The 25,255-nt window shown below is 72.2% G+C and carries 22 protein-coding genes and 1 pseudogene; 10 read left to right on the forward strand and 13 right to left on the reverse strand.

The features are described from left to right. Nucleotides 1–70: 70 nt before the first annotated feature. The gene (locus ACZ4MF_RS19595) at nucleotides 71–1,522 is read right to left on the reverse strand and encodes a purine-cytosine permease family protein (protein WP_467493223.1); all 1,452 of its coding nucleotides are present in this window, start codon (nucleotides 1,520–1,522) and stop codon (nucleotides 71–73) included. Nucleotides 1,523–1,621: 99 nt separating this feature from the next. Next, nucleotides 1,622–2,515 carry a polysaccharide deacetylase family protein gene (locus ACZ4MF_RS19600; protein WP_467493224.1) on the reverse strand — a complete coding sequence of 298 codons (894 nt, stop codon included), beginning with the start codon at nucleotides 2,513–2,515 and terminating at the stop codon, nucleotides 1,622–1,624. Between the two features lie 280 nt (nucleotides 2,516–2,795). On the opposite strand from ACZ4MF_RS19600, the gene ACZ4MF_RS19605 reads away from it, so the two are divergent. Next, nucleotides 2,796–3,353: a YciI family protein gene (locus ACZ4MF_RS19605; protein ID WP_467493226.1), complete on the forward strand. Its 558-nt coding sequence runs from the start codon at nucleotides 2,796–2,798 to the stop codon at nucleotides 3,351–3,353. An 85-nt stretch (nucleotides 3,354–3,438) separates the two neighbouring features. Next, entirely contained in the window at nucleotides 3,439–4,095 is a 657-nt protein-coding gene (locus ACZ4MF_RS19610; RefSeq protein WP_467493227.1) for a hypothetical protein, read from the forward strand. 55 nt (nucleotides 4,096–4,150) lie between these two features. Here the strand turns inward: ACZ4MF_RS19610 and ACZ4MF_RS19615 are convergent, their stop codons facing one another. Then, nucleotides 4,151–4,363 (reverse strand): hypothetical protein, encoded by a 213-nt coding sequence (locus ACZ4MF_RS19615; protein WP_467493228.1) that lies wholly within the window; start codon nucleotides 4,361–4,363, stop codon nucleotides 4,151–4,153. Nucleotides 4,364–4,562: 199 nt separating this feature from the next. Between ACZ4MF_RS19615 and ACZ4MF_RS19620 the strand changes: the two genes are divergently transcribed. From ACZ4MF_RS19620 to ACZ4MF_RS19630, 3 genes are all read left to right on the forward strand, one after another. Beyond that, nucleotides 4,563–5,828: a sensor histidine kinase gene (locus ACZ4MF_RS19620; RefSeq protein ID WP_467493229.1), complete on the forward strand. Its 1,266-nt coding sequence runs from the start codon at nucleotides 4,563–4,565 to the stop codon at nucleotides 5,826–5,828. Then, nucleotides 5,825–6,484 carry a response regulator gene (locus tag ACZ4MF_RS19625; protein WP_467493230.1) on the forward strand — a complete coding sequence of 220 codons (660 nt, stop codon included), beginning with the start codon at nucleotides 5,825–5,827 and terminating at the stop codon, nucleotides 6,482–6,484. Before ACZ4MF_RS19620 ends, ACZ4MF_RS19625 begins: the two co-directional genes overlap by 4 nt. Before the next feature lie 410 nt (nucleotides 6,485–6,894). After that, nucleotides 6,895–8,025 (forward strand): fatty acid desaturase family protein, encoded by a 1,131-nt coding sequence (locus tag ACZ4MF_RS19630; protein ID WP_467493231.1) that lies wholly within the window; start codon nucleotides 6,895–6,897, stop codon nucleotides 8,023–8,025. A gap of 46 nt (nucleotides 8,026–8,071) precedes the next feature. Here ACZ4MF_RS19630 and ACZ4MF_RS19635 read toward each other — a convergent pair whose 3' ends face one another. From ACZ4MF_RS19635 to ACZ4MF_RS19680, 10 genes and pseudogenes are all read right to left on the reverse strand, one after another. Then, a complete protein-coding gene (locus ACZ4MF_RS19635) occupies nucleotides 8,072–9,484 on the reverse strand; it encodes a cation:dicarboxylate symporter family transporter (protein ID WP_467493232.1) in 1,413 nt (470 codons plus the stop codon). Between the two features lie 146 nt (nucleotides 9,485–9,630). After that, nucleotides 9,631–10,629, reverse strand: a complete 999-nt coding sequence (gene gap, locus ACZ4MF_RS19640; protein ID WP_467493233.1) for a type I glyceraldehyde-3-phosphate dehydrogenase — start codon at nucleotides 10,627–10,629, stop codon at nucleotides 9,631–9,633. Nucleotides 10,630–10,785: 156 nt separating this feature from the next. After that, the gene (locus ACZ4MF_RS19645) at nucleotides 10,786–11,742 is read right to left on the reverse strand and encodes a GlxA family transcriptional regulator (protein WP_467493234.1); all 957 of its coding nucleotides are present in this window, start codon (nucleotides 11,740–11,742) and stop codon (nucleotides 10,786–10,788) included. A gap of 71 nt (nucleotides 11,743–11,813) precedes the next feature. Continuing rightward, complete coding sequence (locus ACZ4MF_RS19650; protein ID WP_467493235.1) at nucleotides 11,814–12,551, reverse strand: SAM-dependent methyltransferase; 738 nt, start codon at nucleotides 12,549–12,551, stop codon at nucleotides 11,814–11,816. Between the two features lie 92 nt (nucleotides 12,552–12,643). Continuing rightward, nucleotides 12,644–13,318 carry a condensation domain-containing protein gene (locus ACZ4MF_RS19655; RefSeq protein ID WP_467493236.1) on the reverse strand — a complete coding sequence of 225 codons (675 nt, stop codon included), beginning with the start codon at nucleotides 13,316–13,318 and terminating at the stop codon, nucleotides 12,644–12,646. 172 nt (nucleotides 13,319–13,490) lie between these two features. Beyond that, a pseudogene (locus tag ACZ4MF_RS19660) lies at nucleotides 13,491–14,129 on the reverse strand (AMP-binding protein); the annotation flags it as partial. 10 nt (nucleotides 14,130–14,139) lie between these two features. Continuing rightward, a complete protein-coding gene (locus ACZ4MF_RS19665) occupies nucleotides 14,140–14,397 on the reverse strand; it encodes an MbtH family protein (RefSeq protein WP_467493237.1) in 258 nt (85 codons plus the stop codon). Between the two features lie 110 nt (nucleotides 14,398–14,507). Next, nucleotides 14,508–15,173, reverse strand: coding sequence for an amino acid kinase family protein (locus ACZ4MF_RS19670; RefSeq protein WP_467493238.1), 666 nt, complete (start codon nucleotides 15,171–15,173; stop codon nucleotides 14,508–14,510). A gap of 62 nt (nucleotides 15,174–15,235) precedes the next feature. Next, complete coding sequence (locus tag ACZ4MF_RS19675) at nucleotides 15,236–16,942, reverse strand: carbamoyltransferase N-terminal domain-containing protein (protein WP_467493239.1); 1,707 nt, start codon at nucleotides 16,940–16,942, stop codon at nucleotides 15,236–15,238. A 153-nt stretch (nucleotides 16,943–17,095) separates the two neighbouring features. Further along, nucleotides 17,096–17,905 (reverse strand): SDR family NAD(P)-dependent oxidoreductase, encoded by an 810-nt coding sequence (locus ACZ4MF_RS19680; RefSeq protein WP_467493240.1) that lies wholly within the window; start codon nucleotides 17,903–17,905, stop codon nucleotides 17,096–17,098. Between the two features lie 546 nt (nucleotides 17,906–18,451). On the opposite strand from ACZ4MF_RS19680, the gene ACZ4MF_RS19685 reads away from it, so the two are divergent. The 5 genes from ACZ4MF_RS19685 to ACZ4MF_RS19705 all read left to right on the forward strand — a co-directional run bounded on the left by ACZ4MF_RS19685 (nucleotide 18,452) and on the right by ACZ4MF_RS19705 (nucleotide 25,254). Beyond that, nucleotides 18,452–20,065, forward strand: coding sequence for an MBL fold metallo-hydrolase (locus ACZ4MF_RS19685; RefSeq protein WP_467493241.1), 1,614 nt, complete (start codon nucleotides 18,452–18,454; stop codon nucleotides 20,063–20,065). Between the two features lie 19 nt (nucleotides 20,066–20,084). Then, nucleotides 20,085–20,879: a thioesterase II family protein gene (locus tag ACZ4MF_RS19690; protein WP_467493242.1), complete on the forward strand. Its 795-nt coding sequence runs from the start codon at nucleotides 20,085–20,087 to the stop codon at nucleotides 20,877–20,879. Next, entirely contained in the window at nucleotides 20,876–21,670 is a 795-nt protein-coding gene (locus tag ACZ4MF_RS19695) for a thioesterase II family protein (protein WP_467493243.1), read from the forward strand. Before ACZ4MF_RS19690 ends, ACZ4MF_RS19695 begins: the two co-directional genes overlap by 4 nt. A gap of 85 nt (nucleotides 21,671–21,755) precedes the next feature. Beyond that, nucleotides 21,756–23,450: an ABC transporter transmembrane domain-containing protein gene (locus ACZ4MF_RS19700; RefSeq protein ID WP_467493244.1), complete on the forward strand. Its 1,695-nt coding sequence runs from the start codon at nucleotides 21,756–21,758 to the stop codon at nucleotides 23,448–23,450. A gap of 49 nt (nucleotides 23,451–23,499) precedes the next feature. Further along, a complete protein-coding gene (locus ACZ4MF_RS19705; protein WP_467493245.1) occupies nucleotides 23,500–25,254 on the forward strand; it encodes an ABC transporter ATP-binding protein in 1,755 nt (584 codons plus the stop codon). Nucleotide 25,255: the final 1 nt, after the last annotated feature.

A 25,255-nucleotide genomic window follows, 5' to 3' on the forward strand; every position in this document is an offset into this window, starting at 1 on the left:
GACGCCGCGACCAAGCCACCGCCGAGCCCCGGGCTCGCTGCCCTCCCCAGCGTCCTGCCCGCCGGTTCCCTCAGGGCTCCCGGTGCTCGTGGGCCGCCTGTTCCAGTGCCGCCGCCTCGGCCTGGGCCAGGCGAGTCTCGCCCTCGACGTCGATCGAGCGGCTCAGCCACCAGTACAGCAGGGCGGACACCGGCAGGCCGATGAATAGGGAGATGTCGGCGCCGCCGAGGGCCTTGGCGGCGGGGCCGACGTACAGGGTGCCGACGGAGAAGAAGGGGATCATGGCCACGAAGCCGACCACGTAGGCGATGATGCCGTGCCAGCCCCATCGGCCGTAGATGCCATGGGGGTTGAAGATCTCGGCGATGGCGTAGTGGCCGCGGCGGACGACGTAGTAGTCCATGAGGTTGACCGCGGTCCACGGGATGAACAGGTAGAGCACGAGCAGCAGGAAGTTGTTGAAGTTCTCAAGGAAGTTGGCGGTAGCGGCCAGCGCGCCGATCAGGGAGAGGGCCGCGGTCAGGCCGAGGGTCAGCAGGCGTACGCCCAGGGTCGGCCGCACCCGCTTGAACGAGTCGATGCCGCTGATGAGGGTCAGTGAACCGCCGTACATGTTCAGGGCGGTGACGGACACCAGGCCCAGGGCGGCGAAGAGCAGGACGATCGCGCCGAAGCCGTCGAACACCTTGTCGCCCACGGCGTTGATGGACTTGATGGTGTCGAAGTCCTTGCCCGCCCATGCCGCCAGCAGGGTGCCGAGGACCATCAGCCAGATACCGCCGAGCGCGGAGCCGAAGTACGTCCAGTAGAAGGTCTTGCGGACCGTGACGTCCGGCGGCAGGTAGCGCGAGTAGTCGGAGACGTAGATGGCCCAGCTGATCTGGTAGCCGGCGACCACGCCGAACTGGGCGAGGAACGGCGTCCACTTGAAGGCGCCGAGGTCGAAGGAGCCCGCCGGGTAGTGCAGCGTGACGAGGACGCCGACGGTGAAGATCCCGAAGATGACGAGGAAGGTGTACGTCAGGATCCGCTCGGCCTTGTGGATGATGTCGTAGCCGACCAGTGCGATGACGAGCGCGACCACGGTGACCACGACGACCCACAGCTTGACGCTGCCGTGCAGGGTGGTGTGCAGGGAGTCGGCGGCGAGGATGCTGTTGAAGACGTTGAAGCCCGCGTACTGCACATAGGCGAACAGCCATACGAGGAGGGCGCCGACGTAACCGAACTGCGGACGCGACTGGATCATCTGCGGCAGGCCCAGCTGGGGCCCTTGCGCCGAGTGGAAGGCCATGAAGAACGTGCCGACGACCGTGCCGGCGACGATGGCCAGCAGCGACCAGATCAGGTTGCCGCCCGAGGTGATGCTGATCAGCCCCACGGCCAAGGTGGCGATCTGGGCGTTGGACATGAACCACAGCGGGCCCAGATGCCAGAGCTTGCCGTGCCGCTCGTTCAGGGGGACGTAGTCGATCGACCGGACTTCGAGGCCTGACACCCTCGGCTCCGCTGAAGTGCTCATGACGCCTCCCGTGCCCGGTCCGTCCCTGAGGGACATTGTTCTCCCGCAGGGGCCCGCTGACGAGTGCTGAGGTGCGGGTTCGCGTGATCGTTATCGACGTCAGGCGGGAAACGCGTCCGAAAGCCGGACGAAGCGGTGGCCGGTGGCGAGCAGATGCGGGACGGCACTCGCGATGCCCTCGGCCGTGCCGCCCTCGGGGTGGTTCATGTGACAGATGACGATGGAACCGCCCGGCGCCGCCGCGACGGTCTCGTGGACCTGCCGGTGGGTGAAGGTGGCGCCGCCGTCACCGTTGACGGAGAAGCTGGCGAAGCGTTCCCCGAGGTCGCGGACGATGCGCGCCGCGACGTCGTCGCAGTACGCGGTGCCGGAGCGGAAGAACCGGGGCGGGGCGCCGAGCAGCCCGGTCAGCTTGGCCCGGTTCCCCGCGACCTCGTCGTACACCTCGCCCGCGCTGCGGGTGCCGGGGATGCCGTAGGCGGAGCGCCCGGAGACCGAGAGGGGGAGGTGGCGGGTGCCGTGGTTGGCGATCTCGAACTGCGGCTCGCCGGCCAGCCGGTGGAACTCCGTCGGATTCTCGTCGATCCAGCGGGAGTTGAGGAACAGCGTCGCCGGGACCTGCCGCTTGCGGAGGAAGTCGATCAGCTCGCGGTCGAAGCCGCTGCCGCCACGGCCGCCGCACGCGTCGAAGGTCAACGCGATCTCGTTCTTCGCTGTCGGCAGGGAGTGCACCACTCCGGGCGCGTCGAAGCCCCAGGAGTGCGGCACGCTGTGTCCGTAGCGGGCCACGATCCGGGCGCGGGTGACGGTGGGTCCGGTCGCGGCCCCCGGCGCCGGGGTCGTGGTGCGGGAGGCCTGTGGGGCCGGGGCCTGACCCGTCTGCGACGAGCCGGGGGAAGCGGCGGAGGCGTCAGTGCCCTTCTTCTGACCCGCGCACCCGGCGAGCAGACCGCCCGCCATGGCGGCCAGCACCACGCGACGACCGGCAGTCATCCGTCCGCACCTCCACACCTGATCCAACGCACCTGAACCGACGCACCTGATCGAACACACCTGGTGGAGGCCGCCTCAGCCGGCGGGCTCCCCCAGACGGCCACCGTACGCAGCGCACCGGCCCCGACCGTGAAGACGCAGGTAAGCGCCGGTAAGAGATCGTCCAGAATCACTCGACACGCGGCATCTTCCGCTGCCGCGGCCTCCACGACGGCAGCGGGCCGGCCGACGCCGAAAGTTGGTTGAGAGGCCGCCCCGCGGTGCGCAAGGCTCCGGGTTCATGGAGTTCTTCTGCTACCACCGCGACCGCCCCGGCTCCTCGCCACTGCGCCAGGAACTGCTGGAGGACCACTGGTCCTACATGGACCGGTACGCGCGGGAGATGATCGCGCGCGGCCCCACCTTCGCCGCCGACGGTACGACGCCGACCGGCAGCGTGCACGTCGTCGACCTGCCGGACCCCGCCGCCGCGCGCGCGTTCGCCTTCGACGAGCCCAACTACCAGGCCGGCGTCTACCGGGACGTGCTGCTGCGCCGGTGGCACAACATGCTGGGGCGCACCATGTGGGACTTCCCCGGCGGCCGGAGCGGCGGCAACCGCTACCTGGTGCTCGGCCTCGGCGCGGAGTCCGCCGCCGAGGCCGCGCTGCCGGCCGACCGGGACGGGCTGATCGCATACGGACCGCTGCTGTCGGACGACGGTACGGCCCGGCTGGGCACGGCGGCACTGGTCCGCGCGCCGGACCGGGACACGGCCCGAGCCGTCCTCGCCGCGGACGGGCACGCGGCGGTGGAGGTCCACGACTGGGAGTTCGGGGGCCGCCGGACGGTCCGGTGACGTCGGGGCGGCCGGGCCGTCGAAGGACGTGGGCCCGTGATCAAAGGGCGGGCGGGACCCGGTCCTGTCGCGGTACGGTCCGGCCATGCCCCTGTCAGCGAAGACCGCCTACTCCCCGTCCGCCGTCACCGCGGACGACGTCGACCTCGCCGTGCGGCTCGCCGTGGCCGTCCTGCGCGAGGCACCCCCGCACGCCTGGGACGGCAAGGCCGGCTCGCTGGACTGGGACTGCTGGGAGACCGTCGAGCATCTCGCCGACGACCTCTTCGCCTACGCCGCCCAACTCGGTCCCAGAACACCGCCGTTGGAAGGCGAAGTCCCCTTCGTCTGGCAACGCCGACGACCCGGCGGACCGGCGAACGTCATCCACGCCGACCGTACGGCGGGATCCGCCGGGCTGTTGCAGGTGCTGGAGGCGAGCGGCGCGCTGCTGGTCGCCATGGTGCGTACGACGCCCCCGGGGATCCGCGCCCACCACGTCTTCGGCGTCTCCGATCCCGAGGGGTTCGCGGCGATGGGGATCACGGAGACCCTGGTGCACACCTACGACCTGGCGCAGGGGCTCGGCCTGGCCTGGAGCCCGCCCGCCGATCTGTGCGCGCGGGTGCTCGCCCGGCTCTTTCCCGACGCCCCCGACTCCATGGATCCCTGGCGCACGCTTCTGTGGGCGACCGGACGCGGTGAACTGCCCGGCCGCTCCCGTCTGACGACCTGGCGCTGGGAGGGCACGCCTCGCGCGTAGGCCCTGTCGTGACGCCGTCGGCGCTCCCGGCCGGAGCCGAGTGCGGCACCGCGGGTCAGGGGCGGGCGTGCACGCCGATGCCGCCGCAGACGACGAGGCGGTCGCCGGTGCTGCAGCCGGCGGCGTCCGAGGCGGGGAAGACCACGGCTTCGGCGATGCCGACGGGAGCGCCGGCGGGGCCGAGCGGGAGCACGCAGGCGAAGGCCCGCGCGGTGATGACGACGACGTTCGCCTGCCTGATGCCGCGTCGATGACGTGGGTCGACCACGACGGCAGGGGCGACATCATGGACCTGTCCGACGAGTGCCTGGCCGCGGTGCGTGGCTGACCCGCGGCGACCGGCCGCACCGAAACGCCGGACCACCGGGCAGGGGGCCGCGGACGGCGAAGCGCGCCGGCCGATTCGCCCACGGGCGTACGTCCCCGGGCCGATGCCGGACGGGGTGACGGCTCGTTAGTGTCGCGGCGTGCTCACTTCACCGGCCGACCCGCTCGGCGCCGCCGTTGCCCGCAAGGAGTTGCCCGTGACGAGGAGAACGACGTTCGCCGACTGGGCGTGCGGCGTGCTGTACCTCTTCCTGGTACTGGTCCTGCTGACGGGCGCACCGCGTGCCTCGGGTGTTCTGCACGCCGTCGGATGCCTGCTGGCGGTGAGTCTGCTGACCGGTGTCGTGCGGCGGCGGCCGGCGGCGGCCCTGACGCTGACGCTGCTCGGGGCCACCGCCGCGGTGGTCCTTCCGCACCGCCCCACCGCCATCACGCTGACGTTGCAGGGGCAGGCCCCGTTCCTGTCGTTCCTCGCGGCCGACCTCGCGCTGGGGTACATCGTCGCCACCCGGACCCGGCGGGCCGCCCTGGCCGCCGTGGCACTGGCAATCACCGTGCAGCTGCTGGTGATCGGCGCCTTCTCCCACGGGGACTTTCTGGTCCTCAACGGCGCCATCGGCCTGCTGTCACTGATCGCGTCCGGCATGGTCGGGCTGCTGTTCCGCGAGCGCCGCGAGCATGCGGTGGCGCTGCGCGCGCAGGAGGTGGCGGAGGCCGTCACGGCCGAACGGCTGCGGATCGCACGGGAGTTGCACGACATGATCGCGCACAGCATCGGCATCGTGGCCATCCAGGCCGGGGTGGCCGGCCGGGTCATCGACACACAGCCCGGGGAAGCGCGCGAGGCGCTGCGGGCCATCGAGGCCACCAGCAGGCAGACCCTGTCCGGCCTCCGCCGCACCCTGGTGGCGCTCCGCAGGGCCGACCCGGACACGACGACGGCCGTGGCGGGCGCGGCGGGCTTGGCGGGAGCCGGGGAGGAGTCGCTCGCGCCCGCGCCGGGGCTCGCGGACCTCGAACGGCTGGCGGCGGCGACCGCGGACGCGGGAGTACGGGTCGAGGTGCGGGTCGGCGGGGAGCAGCGGCCGGTGCCGGCCGAACTCGACCTGGCGGCCTACCGTATCGTGCAGGAGGCGCTGACCAACGTGGTCCGCCACGCGGGCACCGGCGCCTGCCGGGTGGCCGTCGACTACGGGGACGAGGAGCTGACGGTGGAGGTCGTCGACGACGGGCGGGGCGTCACCGGTGCCGGCCCGGGGCACGGCTTCGGCATCATCGGCATGCGCGAGCGGGCGGGGCTGCTGCACGGCCGGCTCAGCGCCGGGCCGCGTCCCGAGGGCGGCTTCCGGGTGGTGGCGCGGCTGCCGCTGCCGGAGTCCGTCGCGGCCGGGGCCGAGGCCCGATGAGCATCCGGGTGGTCCTCGCCGACGACCAGCCGCTGGTGCGGTCCGGGCTGCGTGTCCTCATGGCCGATCATCCCGACCTGGAGGTCGTCGGCGAGGCCGCCACCGGTGACGAGGCGGTCCGGCTGGTCGAGGAACTCGCCCCCGATGTCGTGGTGATGGACATCAGGATGCCCGGGACGGACGGCATCGAGGCCACCCGCCGGATCACGACCGGCCCGACGGCGGCCCGTGTCCTCGTCCTGACCACGTTCGACGAGGACGACCATGTGTACGGCGCGCTGCAGGCCGGGGCCGGTGGCTTCGCCGTCAAGGACATGGCGCTGGACGACATCCTCGGCGCGATCCGCGTCGTCGCCGCGGGAGACGCGCTGATCGCGCCCGGCGTGACCCGCCGTCTGATCGCGGACTTCGTCGGCCGCCCCGCGGCCGCACCGGAGCGCCGCGTGCGCCGTCTGGCGGGCATCACCGAGCGTGAACGCGAGGTGCTGGCCCTTGTCGGACGCGGCCGCTCGAACACCGAGATCGCGGAGGACCTCTTCATCACCGTCGCCACCACCAAGTCCCACGTCTCGCGCCTGCTCACCAAACTGGGCGCCCGTGACCGGGTCCAGCTCGTGATCACCGCGTACGAGACGGGGCTGGTCGAACCGTACTGAGCCCTCACACACCGCGCGTACGCCGGCGTCGACGGCCTCCGTCGAGTCCAGATACCCCTCCTCCTGGACGAACATCTCGCCGATCTCGTACCGGCACCACTCGCGCCACTCCTCGGCGAAGCCGGCGCGCTCGCGCAGCCAGGCGAGCGGTACCGCGGGGAAGTGGGCCCGTACGACGCGGTCGCCGCGCACATGGAGTTCGGCCGCGATCATCAGGCCGCTCTCCGCGTCGATCCCAAGGACCTGTGTGCCGCGGAGACCGTACCCGATCTGGGTCCGACACCGGGTGAACACCCGGTTCAGGGGCGCGCGGTGGTGAAAACACCCTGGGCACAGTGGGGAAAGCCCCCGGTGGGGAACGGTGACTGGCAGGCTGTTTCGGCCGGACCGCCGTTCCCAGACTTGTGTGCATGACGATTTCCACCGACACCACCGACACCACCGAAACCGCCGGCACTCCCGAGACCGCCGAGACCGCTGACACCTCTGTCGCGGCCGGTGCCCCTGCCACCCGCTCCTGTACGTCCGGCGACGGCGGCGGCAGCGACTTCGCCCGGTTGTCCCGGCGCATCACCGAGGCGGGTCTGCTGGAGCGGTGCCCCGGCTACTACACGGCACGGCTCGGTCTGGTGATCGCGCTGCTGGCGGCCGGCTGGGGGACCTTCCTCGCGCTCGGCGACACGTGGTGGCAGCTGGCGGTGGCCGCGTTCCTGGCGTTGGTGTTCGGGCAAGTGGCCCTGGTGGCCCACGACCTGGCGCACCGGCAGGTCTTCGGAAGTGCCCGCAGGAGTGAGATCTGGGGGCGGCTGTTCGGCAATCTCGGGATCGGCATGAGCTATGGCTGGTGGATGAACAAGCACACCCGCCATCACGCCAACCCCAACCACGAGGAGCTCGACCCCGATGTCTCCCCGGACATCCTGGTGTGGTCCACCGAGCAGGCGCGCAACAGCCGGGGGCTGGCACGGCTCATCGGCGGGCACCAGGCGCTGCTGTTCTTCCCGCTGCTGACGCTGGAGGGGTTCAATCTGCATGTCTCCAGCGTCCGGGCGCTGCGCTCGCCGTCGATGAAGAAGCGGTCGCTGGAAGGGGTCCTGCTCTTCCTGCACATCGCGACCTACGTGTCGGCGCTGTTCCTGGTGCTCTCCCCCGGCAAGGCGGTGGCGTTCCTCGCCGTTCACCAGTGCCTGTTCGGTGTCTACCTCGGCTGCACCTTCGCGCCGAACCACAAGGGCATGCCCACCCTCACCGGTGACGACCGGCCGGACTTCCTGCGCCGCCAGGTCCTCACCTCCCGCAATGTGCGCGGCGGCCGGCTCACCGACGTGATGCTGGGCGGGCTCAACTACCAGATCGAACACCACCTGTTCCCGAGCATGCCCACGCCGCATCTGCGCCGTGCCCAGGTCGTCGTGCGCCAGTACTGCGCCGGGATCGGGGTGCCGTACCACGAGACCGGGCTCATCCGCTCCTACCGCGAGGCCCTCACCCACATGCACCGGGTGGGAGAGCCCATCAGGCGGCAGCGGAGGGCATCCTGACGACCCATCAGGCGAGATGGGGTGAGGCCGCCGGGACGCCGGCAGGTCAGTCGGCCCGCACGGGACGACCGGAGTCCGTCTCCGTCACGGGCCGAACGGCCCTGTGCGGGCCGGGCGATGCGGCCGCGACGACCATATCGTCCTGCTCCTCCGGGACGAAGACGGCCTCCCCGGTCGGCGCCTTCTTCGCACGCGCGGTGTCCAGCGCGCCCTCCCAGCGGGCCACGGCGAAGGCGGCCACGCAGTTGCCGAGGAGGTTGGTGGTCACGCGCATCGAGTCCATGACGCGGTCCACGCCGAGCAGCAGGGCGACGGCCCCGGCGGGGATGACCCCGAGCGCGGAGGCGGTCGCCGACAGGGCGAGGAACGCTGAACCCGGCACGCCCGCCATGCCCTTGCTGGTGAGCATGAGCATCAGCACGACGGTGATCTGCCGGCCGATGGTGAGGTGGACGCCCACCGCCTGGGCCATGAACAGCGTGGCGACGGAGAGGTAGATCGAGGCGCCGTCGAGGTTGAAGGAGTAGCCGGTGGGCAGCACGAGGCCCACGGCGTCGTCGCGGCAGCCGGCGTGCCGCAGCTTCTGCATCATGCGGGGCATGACCGTCTCGCTGGAGGCGGTGCCCAGGGCGAGCACCAGCTCCTCACGGGTGTAGCGGACGAACTTCCACAGGCTCAGCCCGGTGAACGCCTTCAGCGCCACCGCGAGCAGGGCGAGGAACAGCACGGCGACGCCGTAGCAGACCGCGATGAGCTTGCCGTACGTCGACATGACGCCCAGGCCGTACGGGCCGACCAGGTGGGCGGTCGCGCCGAAGACCGCGAGGGGCGCGAGCCGCATGACGAAGCCGACGACCGCGAAGACGACCTCCTGCGCCTGCTCGACGGCCGGCAGGATCGCGGGCACCTTGGTGTGCCCGAGGTGCAGCAGGGCCGCCCCCACCAGGCAGGCCAGGACGAGGACTTGGAGCAGGGAGTTCTCGGCGAACGCCCCCACCGCGCTCTCGGGCAGCGAGTGCAGGACGAACTGGCCGGTGGACGGCAGGGATCCGCCGCCGGTCTTCGTGTCGACGGCCGAGGCGTCGAGCCGGGACGGATCCACGTGCATGCCCGCGCCGGGCCGGACGAGGTTGCCCGCCACCAGGCCGATCAGCAGGGCGAACGTCGTCGCCACCTCGAACCAGAGCAGCGCCTTGACGCCGATGCGGCCGAACGCCCGCAGGTTGCCGGCCTTGGCGATGCCGGTGACCACCACGCAGAACACCAGGGGTGCGATGACGGCCTTGATCAGCCGCACGAACCCGTCACCGAGCAGCTGGACTGCGGTGCCCACGTCGGGCCAGAGGCGCCCGACGACGACTCCGAGCACCAGGGCACAGGCCACCTGGGCGAACAGCGAGGTGTGCAGAAGGCGCAGGGCGCGTCGCGGCAGGGGCGGTACGGACAGCGACACAGGCATCCTCCGAGCCATGGTTCCGCTATGCGGAAGACGCATTCCGATGGATGCCCGTAACTATGGATCAAGACACGACTCCACAGAAGTCCACGAGCCCAGGCCGTGGAAATCCTGGATGTTCGTCCAAGCTCCGGCCGTCGCGCGAACGGTCAGGCGGCGGCGAGGAGTTCGAGGGTGTCGATCACGCGGTTCGAGAAGCCCCATTCGTTGTCGTACCAGGCGACCACCTTGACGTGCCGGCCGTCGACGCGGGTGAGGGCCGAGTCGAAGATCGAGGAGGCCGGGTTGCCGGTGATGTCGGAGGACACGAGCGGGTCCTCGGAGTATTCGAGGATCCCGGCCAGCGGGCCCTGTGCCGCGGTGCGGTAGGCCGCCAGGACGTCGTCGCGGGTGACGTCGCGGCGGACGGTGGTGTTGAGTTCGACGAGGGAGCCCACGGGGACCGGCACCCGGATGGAGTCGCCGGACAGCTTGCCGTCGAGGCCCGGCAGCACGAGGCCGATCGCCTTGGCGGCGCCGGTCGTGGTCGGCACGATGTTCACGGCGGCGGCACGGGCGCGGCGGGCGTCGCGGTGCGGACCGTCCTGGAGGTTCTGCTCCTGGGTATAGGCGTGCACGGTCGTCATGAACCCGTGCTCGATGCCGGCGAGTTCGTCCAGCACGGCGGCCAGCGGCGCGAGCGCGTTGGTGGTGCAGGAGGCGTTCGAGACCACGGTGTGCAGGGCCGGGTCGTAGACGTCCGTGTTGACGCCGTAGGCGAGTGTGACGTCGGCGCCGTCCGAGGGCGCGCTGACGAGGACCTTGCGGGCACCCGCGTCGAGGTGGGCGCGTGCGGCCTTGGCCGAGGTGAAGCGGCCGGTCGACTCCAGCACGGTGTCCACGCCGAGGTCGGCCCACGGCAGTCGGGCCGGTTCGCGCTCGGCGAGCACCCGGATGCGGCGGCCGTCCACGACGAGGTCGTCCCCGTCGGCGGTCACCGGGCGGCCGAGCCGGCCGGAGGTGCTGTCGTAGGCGAGGAGCCGGGCCAGGGCGGTGGGTTCGGTGAGGTCGTTGACGGCGACGACTTCGAGGGCGCTGTCGCGCTCCAGCAGCGCGCGCAGCACATTGCGTCCGATGCGGCCGAATCCGTTGATGGCGATGCGCGTCACGGGTGGTGTCCCTCCGGTTGATCACTGCGGGTCATCACCAGCGTCGCGTGCGACGTCCGGCCGTGGCAGTGTCCGCAGCGCCATGGTTCGCAAGGATCGCGCCACACTCCGCGTCACTCCGCTCTCGCGGTGCTCGTCGCCCAGGCTCCCGTCCGGTCATTCGCCCCGGGTGAAGGTGCGCCGGTACTCGCTCGGGGTGGTGCCGAGGATCTGCTGGAAGTGCAGGCGCAGATTGGCACCGGTGCCGAGTCCGACGTCGACGGCGATCTGCTCGATGCCGCGCTCGGAGCGTTCCAGCAGTTCGCGGGCCAGGTCGACGCGGGCGCGCATGACCCACTGCATCGGTGTGTAGCCGGTGTCCTCCACGAAGCGCCGGGAGAAGGTGCGCGGGGAGACGGCCGCGTGCCGGGCCAGCACGGCGAGGCTGAGGGGCTCGCCGAGCCGGTGCAGGGCCCATTCGCGGGTCGCGGCGAACCGTTCGCCGAGCGGCTCGGGCACGCTGCGCGGCACGTACTGGGCCTGGCCGCCGCTGCGGTAGGGGGCGGCGACCAGGCGCCGGGCGGCGTGGTTGGACGCGGCGACGCCCAGGTCGCCGCGGAGGATGTGCAGGCACAGGTCGATGCCGGAGGCGGCGCCGGCCGAGGTGAGGACGCTGCCCTCGTCGACGAAGAGCACGTTCTCGTCCACCTGGATCAGCGGATGCCGGGCCGCGAGTGCCCGGGTGTAGTGCCAGTGCGTCGTCGCGCGCCGGCCGTCGAGGAGACCGGTGGCGGCGAGGGCGAAGGCGCCCGTGGAGATGGCCGCGAGGCGCGCACCCCGGGCGTGGGCGGCGCGCAGCGCGTCGATGACGGCCTGCGGCGGGTCCTCGCGGTCCGGGTGCCGGTAGCCGGGGAGGAAGACGATGTCAGCCCAGACGAGGGCGTCGAGGCCGTGGGCGACGTGGTACGACAGCCCGTCGCCGCCGGTCACGAGCCCGGGCGCCGCGCCGCACACCCGCACCTCGTACGGCATGCTCGCCCGGGTCGTGAACACCTGCGCGGGGATGCCGACATCGAGCGGCTTCGCGCCGTCGAGCACGAGGACGGCGACGCGGCGCAGACGGGAGGCGGACACGGCGACCAGGGTACGAGAGGGGTCCGACGGGGGTGTGAGGGTGCGGGCGGCGGTCGTCGGGTCGGGTGGGGTCAGTCGGCCGTACGGCGCAGGACGAGGCAGGCGAAGCCGAAGACGTCGCGGTAGACGCGCAGCCACTCCTCGCGGTGGACCGCGGCTGCCTCAAGGGCCTCCTCGGCGTCGGGGTCGTCGGGGTGGTCCAGGGCCCAGGACGACAGTGAGCCGGTCCAGGACCACTCGTAGTCGTCCAGTTCCTGACGGGTGCTCACATGGCCGTAGACAGGGGTCCAGCCGTCGGCGACCACCCGGTCCACGGTGGTGGGCAGGTCGGCGAACTCGCCGAGCATCTTGACGGCTTCCTGGCTGGGTTCGCGCTCCCAGATGCCCTCGCCGACGAGGACCCGGCCGCCGGGGGCCAGGTGGGTGCGCGCCGCCGCCAGGGTGGGCAGCAGTCCGCCGAAGGCGTGGGTGGCGCCGACGCTCAGGACGAGGTCGTAGGCGTCGGCGGCGCGGAAGACGGCGGCGTCCTCGCGGTGCAGGGTGAGGCGGTCGTACACGCCGAGTTCCCTGGCGCGCTCGGCTGCCCGGGTCAGCGCGCCCTCGGAGAGGTCCACACCGTCCGCGCGGACGCCGGGGTAGTCGGTCAGGGCGCGCACGAGCCATTCGCCGGCGCCGCAGCCGAGGTCGAGGACTCGGGCGTCCGCGCGGTGGAGGCCGCGCTGGAGGAGCCGGTGCACCGAGTCGTCGCACAGGGGCGCGGCGATCGGGTGGTCCGCGTGGGCGCGGCGGGAGATCAGATCACGGTTCACCCCGGGAGCATGCCAGCAGGCCCCGCCCGTTCCGCAACTTGGTTGTGGAGATCACCCGTTGGTGTGCCCGCTGACGGAAGAGGGGCCGGTCGTCAGGCCGGCTCCGTCAGGTCCCGCAGGGCCGCGAAACAGGCGTCGGCCAGCTCCCCCACCTGGTGGCGGGTCAGCAGACGGCGCGGGAAGGTCCAGGTGACCCGTTCGGGCCCGGTGCCGCCGTCCGGTGTCACGGCGGACACTTCGAGCAGATGCGTGAGCGGCATCCCGGGGTCGCCGCCGCTGCCGACGGCCGGGCCCTCGGGCACCGGCGACCAGTCGGCGTCGGGTGAGCAGTCGAAGCGGCCGAGGTAGTTGAAGATGATCTGGCGGCCGGGCAGCCGGGCGAGGACGGGCTCGGTCTCGGGGCTGAGATAGCGCAGGAGCCCAAACCCGAGGCTCTTGTCCGGCATGCGGTCCAGCCGCCGCTGCACGGCGTCCGGGCTGTCGCCGGGCTCCAGGCGGACCGGGAACATGCTGGTGAACCAGCCGACGGTGTGCGTCAGATCGAGATCCTCCGCGATCTCCTCGCGGCCGTGTCCCTCGACATCGACGAGGAAGGACGCGTCCCGTACGGCGGCCGGATCCCCGGGGAAGTGTGCCGTGCGCCAGGCGGCCACCGCCCGGCCGAGGGCCGCGAGCAGCACCGCGTTGACTCCGGTGCCGAGCGCGGTGGGCACCTGGGTGAGCACGGCAGCGGTCGGCTCGGGGTCCAGGACCCGGGTGACGGCCACGGGTTTGGGGGTGCCGGTGGAGCCCGAGGTGTCGATGACGTAGGCGAGGTGCGCGGGCCGGACGGGTGTGGTGCGGTCCTCGTCCGTGGGGGTCGGTCGCGGGCCGGACGTCGTGGGCGCCCTCCGGCGCCGGAAGGTTGCTCCGGGTGAGGGCGGGCGTCTCGGGCAGGTCGATGTGCGGGGCGGTCAGCAGCAGTTCCGGGCGGGCGTCGGTGAGGACCGTGGCGAGACGTGCCACGGGGTAGCCGATGTCCAGGGACGGCACGACCGCGCCCGTCCTCAGCACGGCCAGCACCGCGACGATCAGCTCGGCCGACCGGTCCAGGGCCGCCGCGACGACGTCCTCGGGGCCGACTCCGGAGGCGATGAGGCGGTGGGCGAGCCGGTTGGCGCGCGTTGAGGTCGCCGCAGGACATCTTGTCCGGGCCGAACCGTAGCGCGACGGCACCGGGGCGCCGCCGCGCCCAGACCTCGAAGAGCATGTCGAAGGGGAGCGACAGAGCGGCCGCGGGGCCGGTGAGGGGCATGGGGTCGGTGAGGGGCATGGGGTATCGGTGAGGAGCACGGGGCCGGTGAGAAGCACGGGGCCGGTGCGCGGCATCGGGCCGTCCTCCTCGCTCGGCAGGCCGTGCGGGCTGTTGCACCGGTCCGACCCGGCGGCGGCAGTCTCCCCGGGGCCGGTGGCAGCGGCCTTCCGGCGGTCGGTGGCAGGAGTCTTCCGGAGGTCGGGGGCGGTCGTCGCGAGGCGGTCCTGGGTACGCCGGAGGATCTCCCGGGGCCCGCTCGGCGGTTCCTGCGGACCTTCGGGCATGACCGCGACCTCACCGCGCGCCGGGAGGAGCCGACGGCGTCCCGGTGTCCGCCCGGGCGTGCCGGTCCATCTCCCTTCTCAGGGACGCGGGGCGCATGTCGGTCCAGGTGCGGTCGACGCAGTCGAGGCACACGGCGCGCGGCGCCGGGCCGTGGGCCGTGGCCCAGCCCGCCGGGACGTCGACGCCGACGGGCCCGAGCGAGTACTGCTCCTCGTCGTCGACCAGGACCAGGAACTCGCCCGCCTCGTCGTCGAAGGGGTTCTCCACCGGTTGTTCTCCCCGGAGACGTGAACAGCCCTGCTGATGCGGCACATTGGGGGAACCCGACACCTTCGGGCCCCCGTGGCTCTTGGTCGGGCGGCCGGCGCACTCGCTTGTCACGGTACCGGACCGGCCGTTGGGCTCGCTGCCGTTCGCCGAGGGCCCGGTAGGCCGCCCGGGTGCCCGTCCAGGCCGTACACCGTCCGCAGCAGCGCATGGGGGACGGCCGTGTCGAGCGGGGTCGCCCCGGCCGGTGCCGGGTCCTGGACCGTCGTGGGTAACAGCAGTAACCGGGCGGCCAGTTCGGTCGCGAGGAGCCGGGCCGTCGCTTCCGGGTCCGCCGGCCGGACACCGCCCGGGCCGGCGGTGAGGGCGGCGACGACGGGTACACGGCCGTCCGCGAGGAGCACACGCAGCACACCCGTATCGGCCACGACGTCGTCGGACGCCGTACGGGTCAGCGTGCCGCCGTCCTCGCCCGTGATGCCGACGGCGAGGGGGCCATGGGCGTTGACGCGGCCGACGAGCCGGGGCTGCACCAGGCCCGCGGCCACCCGGCGCAGCGCGGTGCCCCGGTCCTCGCCTGGGTACGGTGCGACCGGCTCGGCTCCGGCGTCGTGCACGACGACCGGCCGGGCACCGTGGTAGCGCAGGAGCGCCAGGTCCTCGGCGAACGCCTCGCCGAGGGGGCCCGGTTCGAGGACGCGCGGGCCGGCGACGACGACCACCACGGCACCGTACAGGCGGCCGATCTCCGGCAACGCGGCCACGAGTGCCCGCACGCCCCCGCCCGCGTCCCGTTCGGTGCCGTCGTCCGCCTCGCCGGTGCGGGCCCTGTCCCTGCTCAGGAGCCGGTCCTGCGGTGCAGCACGCCGTCGCTCCAGATCCGGTCGACCTTGCCCCAGCTCATTGCGGAGGCGACGTCCGGGAAGAAGCCGTGGCCGTTGAGGTTGGCGCTGGTGTTGCACAGGACGGGAACGCCGCTCAGCCGGTGGTAAACGGTCAGCACCTCGGCCAGCAGCGGGGCGTCGTCCGCGGAGACCGTCTGGAGCCGGGCCGTGCCGTCGAGGTGGACGACCGCGGGGATCCTGTCGAGCCATGCGGGCCGCACCTCGTGCTCGAAGAGCATGTACGGGTCCGGAGTCCCGGGGGCGAAGACGGCGGGGGCCTCGTCGACGAGGCAGATCGGGGCGACCGGACGGTAGTGCTCGCGGCCCTTGATCCGGTTGAGTTCGTCCTTCATCGCCGCGCTGGTGGGGGCGGCGAGGATGCTGCGGCCGCCGAGCGCACGCGGGCCGAGTTCGGCGCGCCCGTCAAGGACGACGACCGGCGCGCCCGACTCGTGCAGTTCCTGGGCGAGTTGGGCAGGCGTGCAGGCGGTCGCGGTCCAGCCGTCGGGGGTCTGCGCGCCGGTCTGCAGTTCCGGGCCGAGCCGGACGTGCCAGTCGACGGGGCGCAGTCCCTCGTACTGGGCCCGGCCGAGCACGGTGGCCCCGATCGCGGAGCCTGAGTCGTTGGGGAACGGCGGCACCCAGACGTCCGCGAACTCGGGCAGGGAACGCAGGGCGCTGTTCCACTTGATGTTCAGGGCGCAGCCGCCGGCGAAGCAGAGGTTCCAGGGCCCCGCGCCGCGGGCGGTGCGTACGGTGCGGGCGATGCGCTCCAGGAGCAGTTCCTGGAAGAAGGCGTGCACGCTGGCGAGTACGTCCTCGTCGGAGACACCCTGCGACTCCACACGCTCGCGCACGGCGTGGAAGAAGGCGTGCACGGGTGGCACGGACGGCTCGAAGAGGCTGCCGTAGCCGCCGACGGTGCGACGGTACTCGACGGACTCGGGCAGGTCGCTCTCGAAGATCCGGTGGAACTCCTCGCGCAGCGCGGCGAGTGCGGCCTCGCGTGGCTGTCCGAGGGCGATGTACGCCATCAGTTTCCCTGCCACGGACAGGTCGTCGACGGTGGGTGACTGGACGGTACGGCGGAACGGGCCGAAGTGGTGGCCGGCGATGGCGTAGGCGTGGCCGAGCAGCGGGAAGAGCGCGCCGAGGTTCTCCACACCGGTCTCGGGGTCCAGCCAGTACAGGCGAGGGAAGAGTCCGCCGTCCCAGACGAGCACGAACGACGGTTCGCCGCGGCGGGCGAAAGGGCTGGAGCAGTATGCGCTGGCGAGATGTCCCGCGGCATGGGCGTAACTGGTGTAGGCGTAAGAACGGCCGTCCATCGGGAACTCGCCCGACGCGCCTGGTCGGGCCGGATCGGGGCAGGCCGCCGATTCCCGGTAGGGGCCGACGGTGAGTTCGACCGGGACCGAGGAGCTGAGCAGCGAAACCACTCCGGTGACATCGCCGTCCCAGCCGTCCACGACCCATTCGTCGACGTCCTGCGGTTTGTATCCGAAATCGGCGAGGATCCCGGGGATCTGACGGAAGTCGGAGACCGTGCTGTACCTCGCGCCGTTGCCGATCTTTTCCATCTCGACGCTGAAAACGAGGCGATCGTCATCGAGCAGGGCCACCGCTCCGTCGTGTGTGAGCTTGAGACCGCAGATAATCAACTTCTCACTCCCTGATCACCTTGGCAGAACAGCCGGTCCCGCATTCCCGGGCTGCCGAAACCGAAGAGAAAGCGCTTTCGCGCTCTGCTCGAACTCACATCCGCCAGGATTCCTGGATGTATCGCGAAAACGCTTCCGGCCGAGACCCGCGCGTCACGACGCATCGGCGCCGCCGGACGCACCCGGGTCACCGCTGCGGCTGCCCGCGAATCCCAGCCCGAAAGGCTGCTCCGCGGGCATGAGTTCGATCATGTTGATGTTGACGTGCGGGGGCTGGTCCAGGCACCACGCGACACTCTGCGCCACGTCGTCCGCCGAGAGCGGGGTGAGTCCGTCGTAGAGCGCCTCCGCCCGCTCCAGGTCCCCCTCGTAGCGGACCCGGGCGAATTCCGTCTTCGCCATGCCGGGGGCGACACAGCTGACCCGGACGCCGGTGCCCTGGAGGTCGACGCGCATGTTCAGGGACAGTTGGTGCACGAACGCCTTGGTGGCGGCGTAGACGTTCCCGCCCATGTAGGGGTATTCGGCGGCGATGGAGCCCACGTTGACCACGTGACCGGAGCCGCGGCCGACGAGGCGGGGCAGCACGGCCTCGGTCAGGTTGAGCACGCCGGTGATGTTCGTGTCGATCATTTCGCGCCAGTGGGCGGCGACACCCTGCTGTACGGGGCCGAATCCCCTGGACAGACCCGCGTTGTTCACCAGCACCGAGATATCGCGGTATTCGTCCGGCAGTTCGGAAACCGCGCGGCCGACCGCGTTCCGGTCCCTCACATCGGCGACGACAGGGAGAATGGCTCGATATGGATCCTCTTCCGCGAGCGCTTCGAGGCGTTCCGCACGGCGAGCGAGGGCAATCACACCGAACCCTCCGGCCGACAGCACCTGCGCGATCCGCGCGCCGAACCCGGACGAGGCCCCGGAAACCAGCGCGATACCCCGGCATTCCCTGGCATCCGACATATCCCCCCTCGTTCCCCCTGCACGGATCGCAGAGTTTCACGTGCGCACGCACCCCAGGTCAAGGGCGCCTTTTCGCAACCGGAAGAGGGCGGGTTCCCCGCACGGCCGGTCGGCAGCGGCAGCACATTTCGAGTCAAAAACTCTTCAGGATAAGGAAGAAGAAGCGCTCACATCATGAACACCCGTAACTCCTTGCCAGTCAAGCATGACCTCACACAAGTCGTGCCTGTGACGCACGTCACAGGTACGCTCTATGGCGACCCGTTGGAGATCATGACTACAGTCGAAAGCTAAGTCCCAGCAAAAAGCTCGAAATCCCGAGGCGAATACGGGCAGATATCACGCCCGAAGCGCCCGGGTCGAAAGCCTCGCGGGAAACGGGTGAGCAGGCCGGCCCCGCTGTGTGCGACCGTCGCCTGTGCCACGCCGCCCTCTCTCGTCAGGCCCGAATCCCCTCTCCGGCGCGGGCCCGACCCGGATTTCGATCACAGCCTCATGAGCCGACCCCCGTCTGACCACCGGCCTCGACTCGCAAGGGAACGCAGAGTGCCCGTCATCCAGAAACGTCACCTACGCGCGTCCGTCGTAGCCCAGCCACTGCTGCACCGCTGGTATGCCTGGCCCTATCTGCTGGCCCCCCACACCGGGGCGCTGAACCTGCGCGAACGGCTGCTGCCCATCCTCCGCAACTACCTGCTGTCCCCCGCCCTGCACCGGAGCGCCCTCGCCGATCCGGCCCGTTACGGCGGCCCGTTCCTCGACCCCGGCGACGCGGGCGCCGCCGAGGTGGAGTCGCTGCTGGAGACGACCGAGCGCGACGCGGCGGCACGGCTCGCCCTCGCGGACGACATCGACCGGCTGCGCGCCCTGCTGGCGGAGCACGCCACGGGCGGCGCGCTGGAGGCGCTGTACCCCCAGGTGCCCGAATCCCTGCGCGGCTGCGTCGAGTTGGTCTACGACCTCGCCAACCGCCCCTCCTTCCGCTTCTTCGAGCCACTGCTGTACCGCTCGGCCGCGTTCGAGGAGCACGGCCAGACCCTCTCGTTGACCGCCGTCCCGCCCCGCGGCCAGCCCTTCGTCTACGGCAGCCCCGTGCTGCCCGGCACCGGCAGGCTCGACATCGGAGTGCCGTTCCGCGCCGACGTGTGGGACGACGTCTTCGCCGCTCGTCTCCAGCCGGTGGACACCGGCGAACTGGCCGAACGGCTGGGCCTCGACACCGGCGCGGCGGCCCGTTTCGAGGATCTCTTCCACGACCGGGCCCCGCACCCGTACCCCGCGGTTCCCGAAGGCCGGGTCCGCATGCGCTACTTCGGGCACGCCGCTGTCCTGATCGAGACCTCGACGGGTTCCGTCCTGCTGGACCCGCTCATCGGCTACTGCGACGACGGGCACGAGCACTTCACCGTGGCCGACCTGCCGCACCACATCGACGCCGTCGTGATCAGCCACTTCCACTCGGACCACTTCTCGCTGGAGACCCTGCTCCAACTGCGCACCCGCATCGGCACGATCGTGGTGCCCCGCGCCTCCGGCGGCACGCTCCAGGACCCCAGCCTGCGGGTGATGCTCCAGGCTCTGGGCTTTCCCCGGGTGGTGGAGCTGGGCGAGCTGGAGACCCACCCGGCGGCCGAGGGAATCGACGTCGTCGCGCTGCCCTTCCTCGGGGAACACGCCGACCTCGACATCCGCACCAAGATGGTCCCGCTGGTCCGCGCGCTCGGCCGGTCCTTCATGTTCGCCACCGACATCACCCCGGTCGAACCCGCCCTCTACGACCGGGTGCGGGACATCGCCGGCGAGGTGGACGCTCTCTTCGTCGGACTGGAGTGCGTCGGCGCGCCGTTGGGCTGGCTCTACGGCCCGCTGATGGAGGTCAAGCTGTCCCGCGAGCACAACAAGGCGCGCCGCCTGAAGGGTTCGGACGCGACCCTGGCCGACCGGCTGGCCCGGCAGGTGGGCGCGCGGCATGTCTACGCGTACGCCATGGGCCTCGAACCATGGCTCAAACACCTCACCGGCTCCGAGTACGACGCCGCGTCCGAACCGGTGCGGCAGAGCCGGGTGCTGGCGGAGTTGTGCGAGCGACGCTCGGTGGGCTCGGAGCTGCTGCACCGGCAGGCCGAACGGGCCTGGCCGGCCGCCGGGCGCCGGTCCTGAGCAGGCCGGGCTCCCGTCGATGAGCGACTCCACCGCCGCCGGACGCCCGCTGAGCGGGCGCGAACTGGTGCGCCCGCGGCCCCGGCCTGCGGCGCACACGGTCCTGTACTGCCTCCCGCACGCCGGCGGCGGCGCCTCGGCCTACCGGGACTGGCCGGATGCCCTGCCCGACTGGGTGGAGGTGGTGGCCGTACAGCTCCCCGGGCGCGAGCACCGCGTCGCCGAGTCCCCGTGCGTCGATCCGGCCCGGCTGGCGGCGGCCGTCCGCGCCGATGCCGTCCGGCACGCACGGCCGTACGCCGTGTTCGGGCACAGCATGGGCGCCCTGCTCGGCTTCGAGGTCGCGCGCCTGCTGTGCGCCGACGACGGGCTGCGCGCTCCCGCGCTGCTGGCCGTCTCGGGGCTGGACCACCCCGCGTCGGAGCGGATCCGCCCGGCGCTGTCCAGGCTGCCCGAGCCCGAACTCGTTGACTGGATCGCTGGGTTGGGCGGGTCGCCCGCCCAGGCCCTGGCCCACCCGCAGCTGCTGGAGCTGCTGCTGCCCGCGCTGCGGGCCGATCTCCGGTGGCTGGAGGACCACACGTACCGGCCGGGTCCCCGGCTGCCGTGCCCGGTCTCGGCGTTCGCGGGCGAGCGGGACGACCGGGTCACGCTGCCGGGCCTTGAGGCCTGGGCCCGGGAGACGACCGAGACGGCGACCGTACGGCGCTACCCCGGCGGCCACTTCTGCACCGTCGAGCAACTGTCCGCCCTCGCCCACGACCTGGCGGGCGATCTCGCCGAGGCACTGGACACGGCGGAGGCGGTGCGGTGAGCGCAGGTCCACAGCGCTGGCTGATGGAGTGGCAGGCGCCCGCGTCGGCGCCGCTGCTGCTGGTGTGTCTGCCGCACGCGGGCTCCGGAGCCGTCCAGTTCCGTGCCTGGCAGGAGTTCGCCGGCCCCGGGATCGGCGTGGTCGCCGTACAGCTGCCCGGGCGGGAAAACCGGTGGCGGGAGGAGCCCGCGACGCGCGCCGAGGACGTCGTCGAGGCGCTCGTTCCCGCACTGGCCGCGCGGCTGGACCGCCCTTACGTGGTGTTCGGGCACAGCATGGGCGCCCTGCTCGGGTACGAGGTGGCCCGTGCCCTCGGCAGCCGGTCCGGGCAGTGGCCGCTCGCCCTCGTCGCGTCCGCGTGCCGGGCGCCGGACGACCAGGGGGAGCCGACCGGGGCCGCCGGTCGCAGCGACCGCGACCTGGTGGCCGAGCTGGCCGCGGACGGTGCCGTCCCCGAGCACGTCGTGACCAACGACAAGCTGGTCTCCCTCCTGGGCCGCCCGCTGCGCGCCGACCTCACGCTGTGCGATCGCTATCTGCCGCCGGCCACGCTCCGGCGGCTGCCGTGTCCCGTCCACGCCTGGCGCGGCAGCGCGGACCTCGGCGTCACCGACGGGCACGCCCGGCGCTGGCGCGCCTGGTCCGCCGTACCGGGCGGCCTGCGCCGGTTCGACGGCGGACACCTGTACCACCTCGGCCGTCCGGCCGAGGTCGTGGACGCCCTGTGCCGGCTCGGGGCGGACGCCCTGAAGGCCGCGCCGGAGCCAGCGAAGGAGACCGCCGAGCACTGACCCTGGCCACCGCCGGCCGACGCGGCCGTCCCGTCCCCTCGTCCCCGATCCCCGCGCTCGCCGAGACTCGTCAGAAGGAATCGTGTTGCCGAGGAACAACCCACTGTCAGACGTCGGAGAGCCCGATCTCCGGTCGCCCAGGAAATATCTGCTCTGGCTGCTGCGCCGGCAGGCCGGCACGGCGTCCCTCGGCGTGTTCTGGGGCACCCTGTGGATGGCCAGCATGGGGCTCACCCCGCTGGCCATCGGACGGGCGATCGACGCCATCGCCCGCAAGGACACCGGCGGACTCGTCGGGTGGACCGGCGTCATCGTCGGGCTCGCCCTCGTGACCACCGCCGGCAGCCTGCTGCGGCACCGGTGCGACACCATCGGCCGCCTCAAGGCCAACTACCTGACGATCCGTCTCGTCGCCCGGCAGGCGGTCCGGCTGGGCGTCCGGCTGCGCGACCGCGTGGCCGAGGGCGACGTCGTGACCATCGGTACGGCCGACATCTCCCGGCTCGGGGCGCTGCCCGGCGCGGTCGCCCGCGGCACCGGCAGCGCGGTCACCGTCGTCGTCGTGGCCGTCGTCCTGCTGTCCACCTCCCTGTCTTTGGGACTGCTGGTGCTCATCGGCGTCCCGGTCCTGCTCGCCGGCACCGGTCCGCTGCTCAGCCCGCTGCACAAACGTGTCGGCCGCTACCGCGACCTGGAGGGCGAACTCACCGGCCGGGCCTCGGACATCGTGGCCGGGCTGCGGGTACTGCGCGGCATCGGCGGCGAGAAGGCCTTCGGGGAGCGCTACCGCAAGGACTCCCAGCGGCTGCGGCACGCCGGTGTGGAGGTCGCCAAGGTGGAGTCGGTGCTCCCGGCCGCCGAGGTGCTGCTGCCCGGTGTGTTCGTGGTCGCCGTGGTCTGGGTCGGCGCGCGGCTCGCCGTCGGCGGGCACATCTCCGCGGGTGACCTCGTGTCGGCCTACGGCTACGCGGCGTTCCTGATGCTGCCGATGCGCACCGCGACGTCGGCCGTGCAGGTGCTCGTCGCCGCCGACGTGGCCGCCCAGCGCGTCGTACGCGTGCTCGCGGAGGCACCCGACGCCACCACCGGCACCCGGCCGGCCGAGCTGCCGGACGCGCCCGATCTGGTCGACGCCGAGACCGGTCTGACGGTGCGTCATGGCCGGCTCACCGCCGTCGTGTCCGCGTCCCCCGAGGAGAGCGCCGGCATCGCGGCGCGGCTCGGGCGGTACCGCCCGGGCGAGGTGTCCCTCGGTGAGGTGCCGCTGTCCGCACTGCCGGTGGAACAGGTGCGCCGGCACGTCCTGGTCGCCGAGGACGGCGACACCCTCTTCTCCGGAGTGCTGCGCGACGAACTCGCCTGCGGGCGTACCGAGGAGGAGCTGCGGGCCGCGCTGCACAGCGCCAACGCGCAGGACATCGTCGAGGCGCTGCCCGACGGGCTGGACAGTGTGGTGGCCGAGCAGGGCGCCACCTTCTCGGGCGGTCAGCGGCAGCGGCTGCGGCTGGCTCGCGCGCTCGTCGCGGATCCGCCGGTGCTCGTCCTGGTCGAGCCGACCAGCGCGGTGGACGCGCTCACCGAGGCGGCCGTCGCCGAGCGGCTGCACCGGGCGAGGCAGGGGCGGACCACCGTGGTGATGAGCACCAGCCCGCTGCTGCTGGACCGTGCCGACGAGGTCGCGTTCGTCGTCGACGGCAAGGTGATCGCCACCGGCACGCATCGCGAACTCGCCACCCGGACGCCCCAGTACGCCGCCACCGTCCTGCGGGACGGGACATGACCGACCGCGTTCTCGCCCGATCGATCGCCGCTGTGCGAAGGAGTGCCCCGTGAGTCTCCCGGTCGCCGACGCGCCGGAGGTGCGCCGTCAGGTCCGAAGCCTGGTCAGAGGCCATTTCGGCCTCCTCGGCCGCACCGTCCTCTGGTTCGTGCTCGCCACCGCGTGCGGGCTGGTCGTGCCCGCGCTGCTCGGCCATCTGGTCGAAGGCGTGGAGAAGGGCATCTCCACCACCCGGGTGGACGTCATCGTCGTGGTGATCGCCGGACTGCTGCTGGTCCAGGGCGTGTTCACGCGCACCGCCCGGCTGCTGGGCGCCCGGCTCGGCGAGCAGGTGCTGGCCGACATCCGCGAGGGCTTCGTACGCCGGGTGCTGGCGCTGCCGCTGTCCGCCGTGGAGAAGGCCGGTACCGGTGATCTGCTCACGCGCAGCACCCGGGACGTGGACGCCCTGTCCAACGCCGTACGGATGGGAGCCCCGGCCATTCTCGTGGCGAGCCTGTCGGTGCTGCTCACGTTCGTGGCGCTGCTGGTGACCAGCCCGCTGATGGCGCTGCCGTGTCTGGTGGCGGTCCCCGTGATCTGGGGGTCGACGCGCTGGTACCTCAGGCGTGCGCGCTCCGCCTACCTTGCGGAGGCGGCCAGTTACTCGGATCTGACGCAGGGGCTCGCCGAGACGGTGACGGGTGCGCGTACGGTCGAGGCGCTGGGCCTCGGCGAGCGGCGGCTGTCCCGGACGGACGAGGACGTGCGGCGCTCCAACGCGGCCGAGCGGGGCACCCTTTTCCTGCGCAGCGTGTGGTTCCCCCTGATGGACTTCGGCTACATCCTGCCGGTGGCCTCGACGCTGCTGTTCGGCGGCCTGTTCTACGTGCACGGATGGGTGAGCCTCGGGGAGGTCACGGCGGCCGCGCTGTACACCCGCGCGGTGATCGACCCGCTGGACGAACTGCTGGGCTGGCTGGACGAGTTGCAGGTCGGTGACGCCTCGCTGGCCCGGCTCGTCGGCGTCGGCGCGGCCGTCCCGGAGGCCGTGGGCGGCGGGCGGCGCCCCGAGGACCACCGGCTGGCGGCGGACGGGGTCAGCTACGCCTACCGGACGGGCCACGACGTCGTCCGCGACGTCACCCTGCGGGTGCGGGCCGGGGAGCGGGTGGCCGTCGTCGGGCCGTCCGGAGCGGGAAAGTCGACACTCGGCCGGATCCTCGCCGGTGTCCACGCCCCGCGCGAGGGCTCGGTCACCGTCGGGGACGTACCGGTGGGCGAGCTGCCCCTGGAGGAGCTGCGCCGGCATGTCGCGCTGGTCACGCAGGAGCATCATGTGTTCCTCGGGACGGTGCGCGACAACGTGACGCTGGCGGACCCCGAGGCGGCGGAGGAGCGGGTGTGGAACGCGCTGGACGCGGTCGACGCCGGGGACTGGGTGCGCGAGCTGCCCGACGGGCTCGCCACCGAGCTGGGCTCCGGCGGCCACGAGGTCTCCCCCGGCCAGGCACAGCAACTGGCCCTCGCCCGGCTGGTGCTCGCCGATCCGCACACCCTGGTGCTCGACGAGGCCACCTCGCTGCTCGACCCCCGGGCGGCCCGGCACCTGGAGCGTTCCCTGGCGGCCGTGCTGCGCGGCCGTACCGTCATCGCCATCGCCCACCGGCTGCACACCGCGCACGACGCCGACACGGTGCTCGTCATGGAGGACGGGCGGATCACCGAGCGCGGCAGCCATGACGACCTGGTCACCGCAGGCGGCTCCTATGCCGCGCTGTGGGACTCCTGGCACGGTCCGGCCGCCGATGCCCCGGCCGGCTGAG

The sequence above is a fragment of the Streptomyces sp. NPDC025793 genome (genome assembly GCF_055558375.1).

Bases quoted from the DNA above. Each gene is read 5' to 3' on its own strand.
- ACZ4MF_RS19595 (WP_467493223.1), bottom strand. From the start codon at position 1,522: ATGAGCACTTCAGCGGAGCCGAGGGTGTCAGGCCTCGAAGTCCGGTCG.
- ACZ4MF_RS19600 (WP_467493224.1), bottom strand. From the start codon at position 2,515: ATGACTGCCGGTCGTCGCGTGGTGCTGGCCGCCATGGCGGGCGGTCTG.
- ACZ4MF_RS19605 (WP_467493226.1), top strand. From the start codon at position 2,796: ATGGAGTTCTTCTGCTACCACCGCGACCGCCCCGGCTCCTCGCCACTG.
- ACZ4MF_RS19610 (WP_467493227.1), top strand. From the start codon at position 3,439: ATGCCCCTGTCAGCGAAGACCGCCTACTCCCCGTCCGCCGTCACCGCG.
- ACZ4MF_RS19625 (WP_467493230.1), top strand. From the start codon at position 5,825: ATGAGCATCCGGGTGGTCCTCGCCGACGACCAGCCGCTGGTGCGGTCC.
- ACZ4MF_RS19630 (WP_467493231.1), top strand. From the start codon at position 6,895: ATGACGATTTCCACCGACACCACCGACACCACCGAAACCGCCGGCACT.
- ACZ4MF_RS19635 (WP_467493232.1), bottom strand. From the start codon at position 9,484: ATGCCTGTGTCGCTGTCCGTACCGCCCCTGCCGCGACGCGCCCTGCGC.
- ACZ4MF_RS19680 (WP_467493240.1), bottom strand. From the start codon at position 17,905: ATGTCGGATGCCAGGGAATGCCGGGGTATCGCGCTGGTTTCCGGGGCC.
- ACZ4MF_RS19690 (WP_467493242.1), top strand. From the start codon at position 20,085: ATGAGCGACTCCACCGCCGCCGGACGCCCGCTGAGCGGGCGCGAACTG.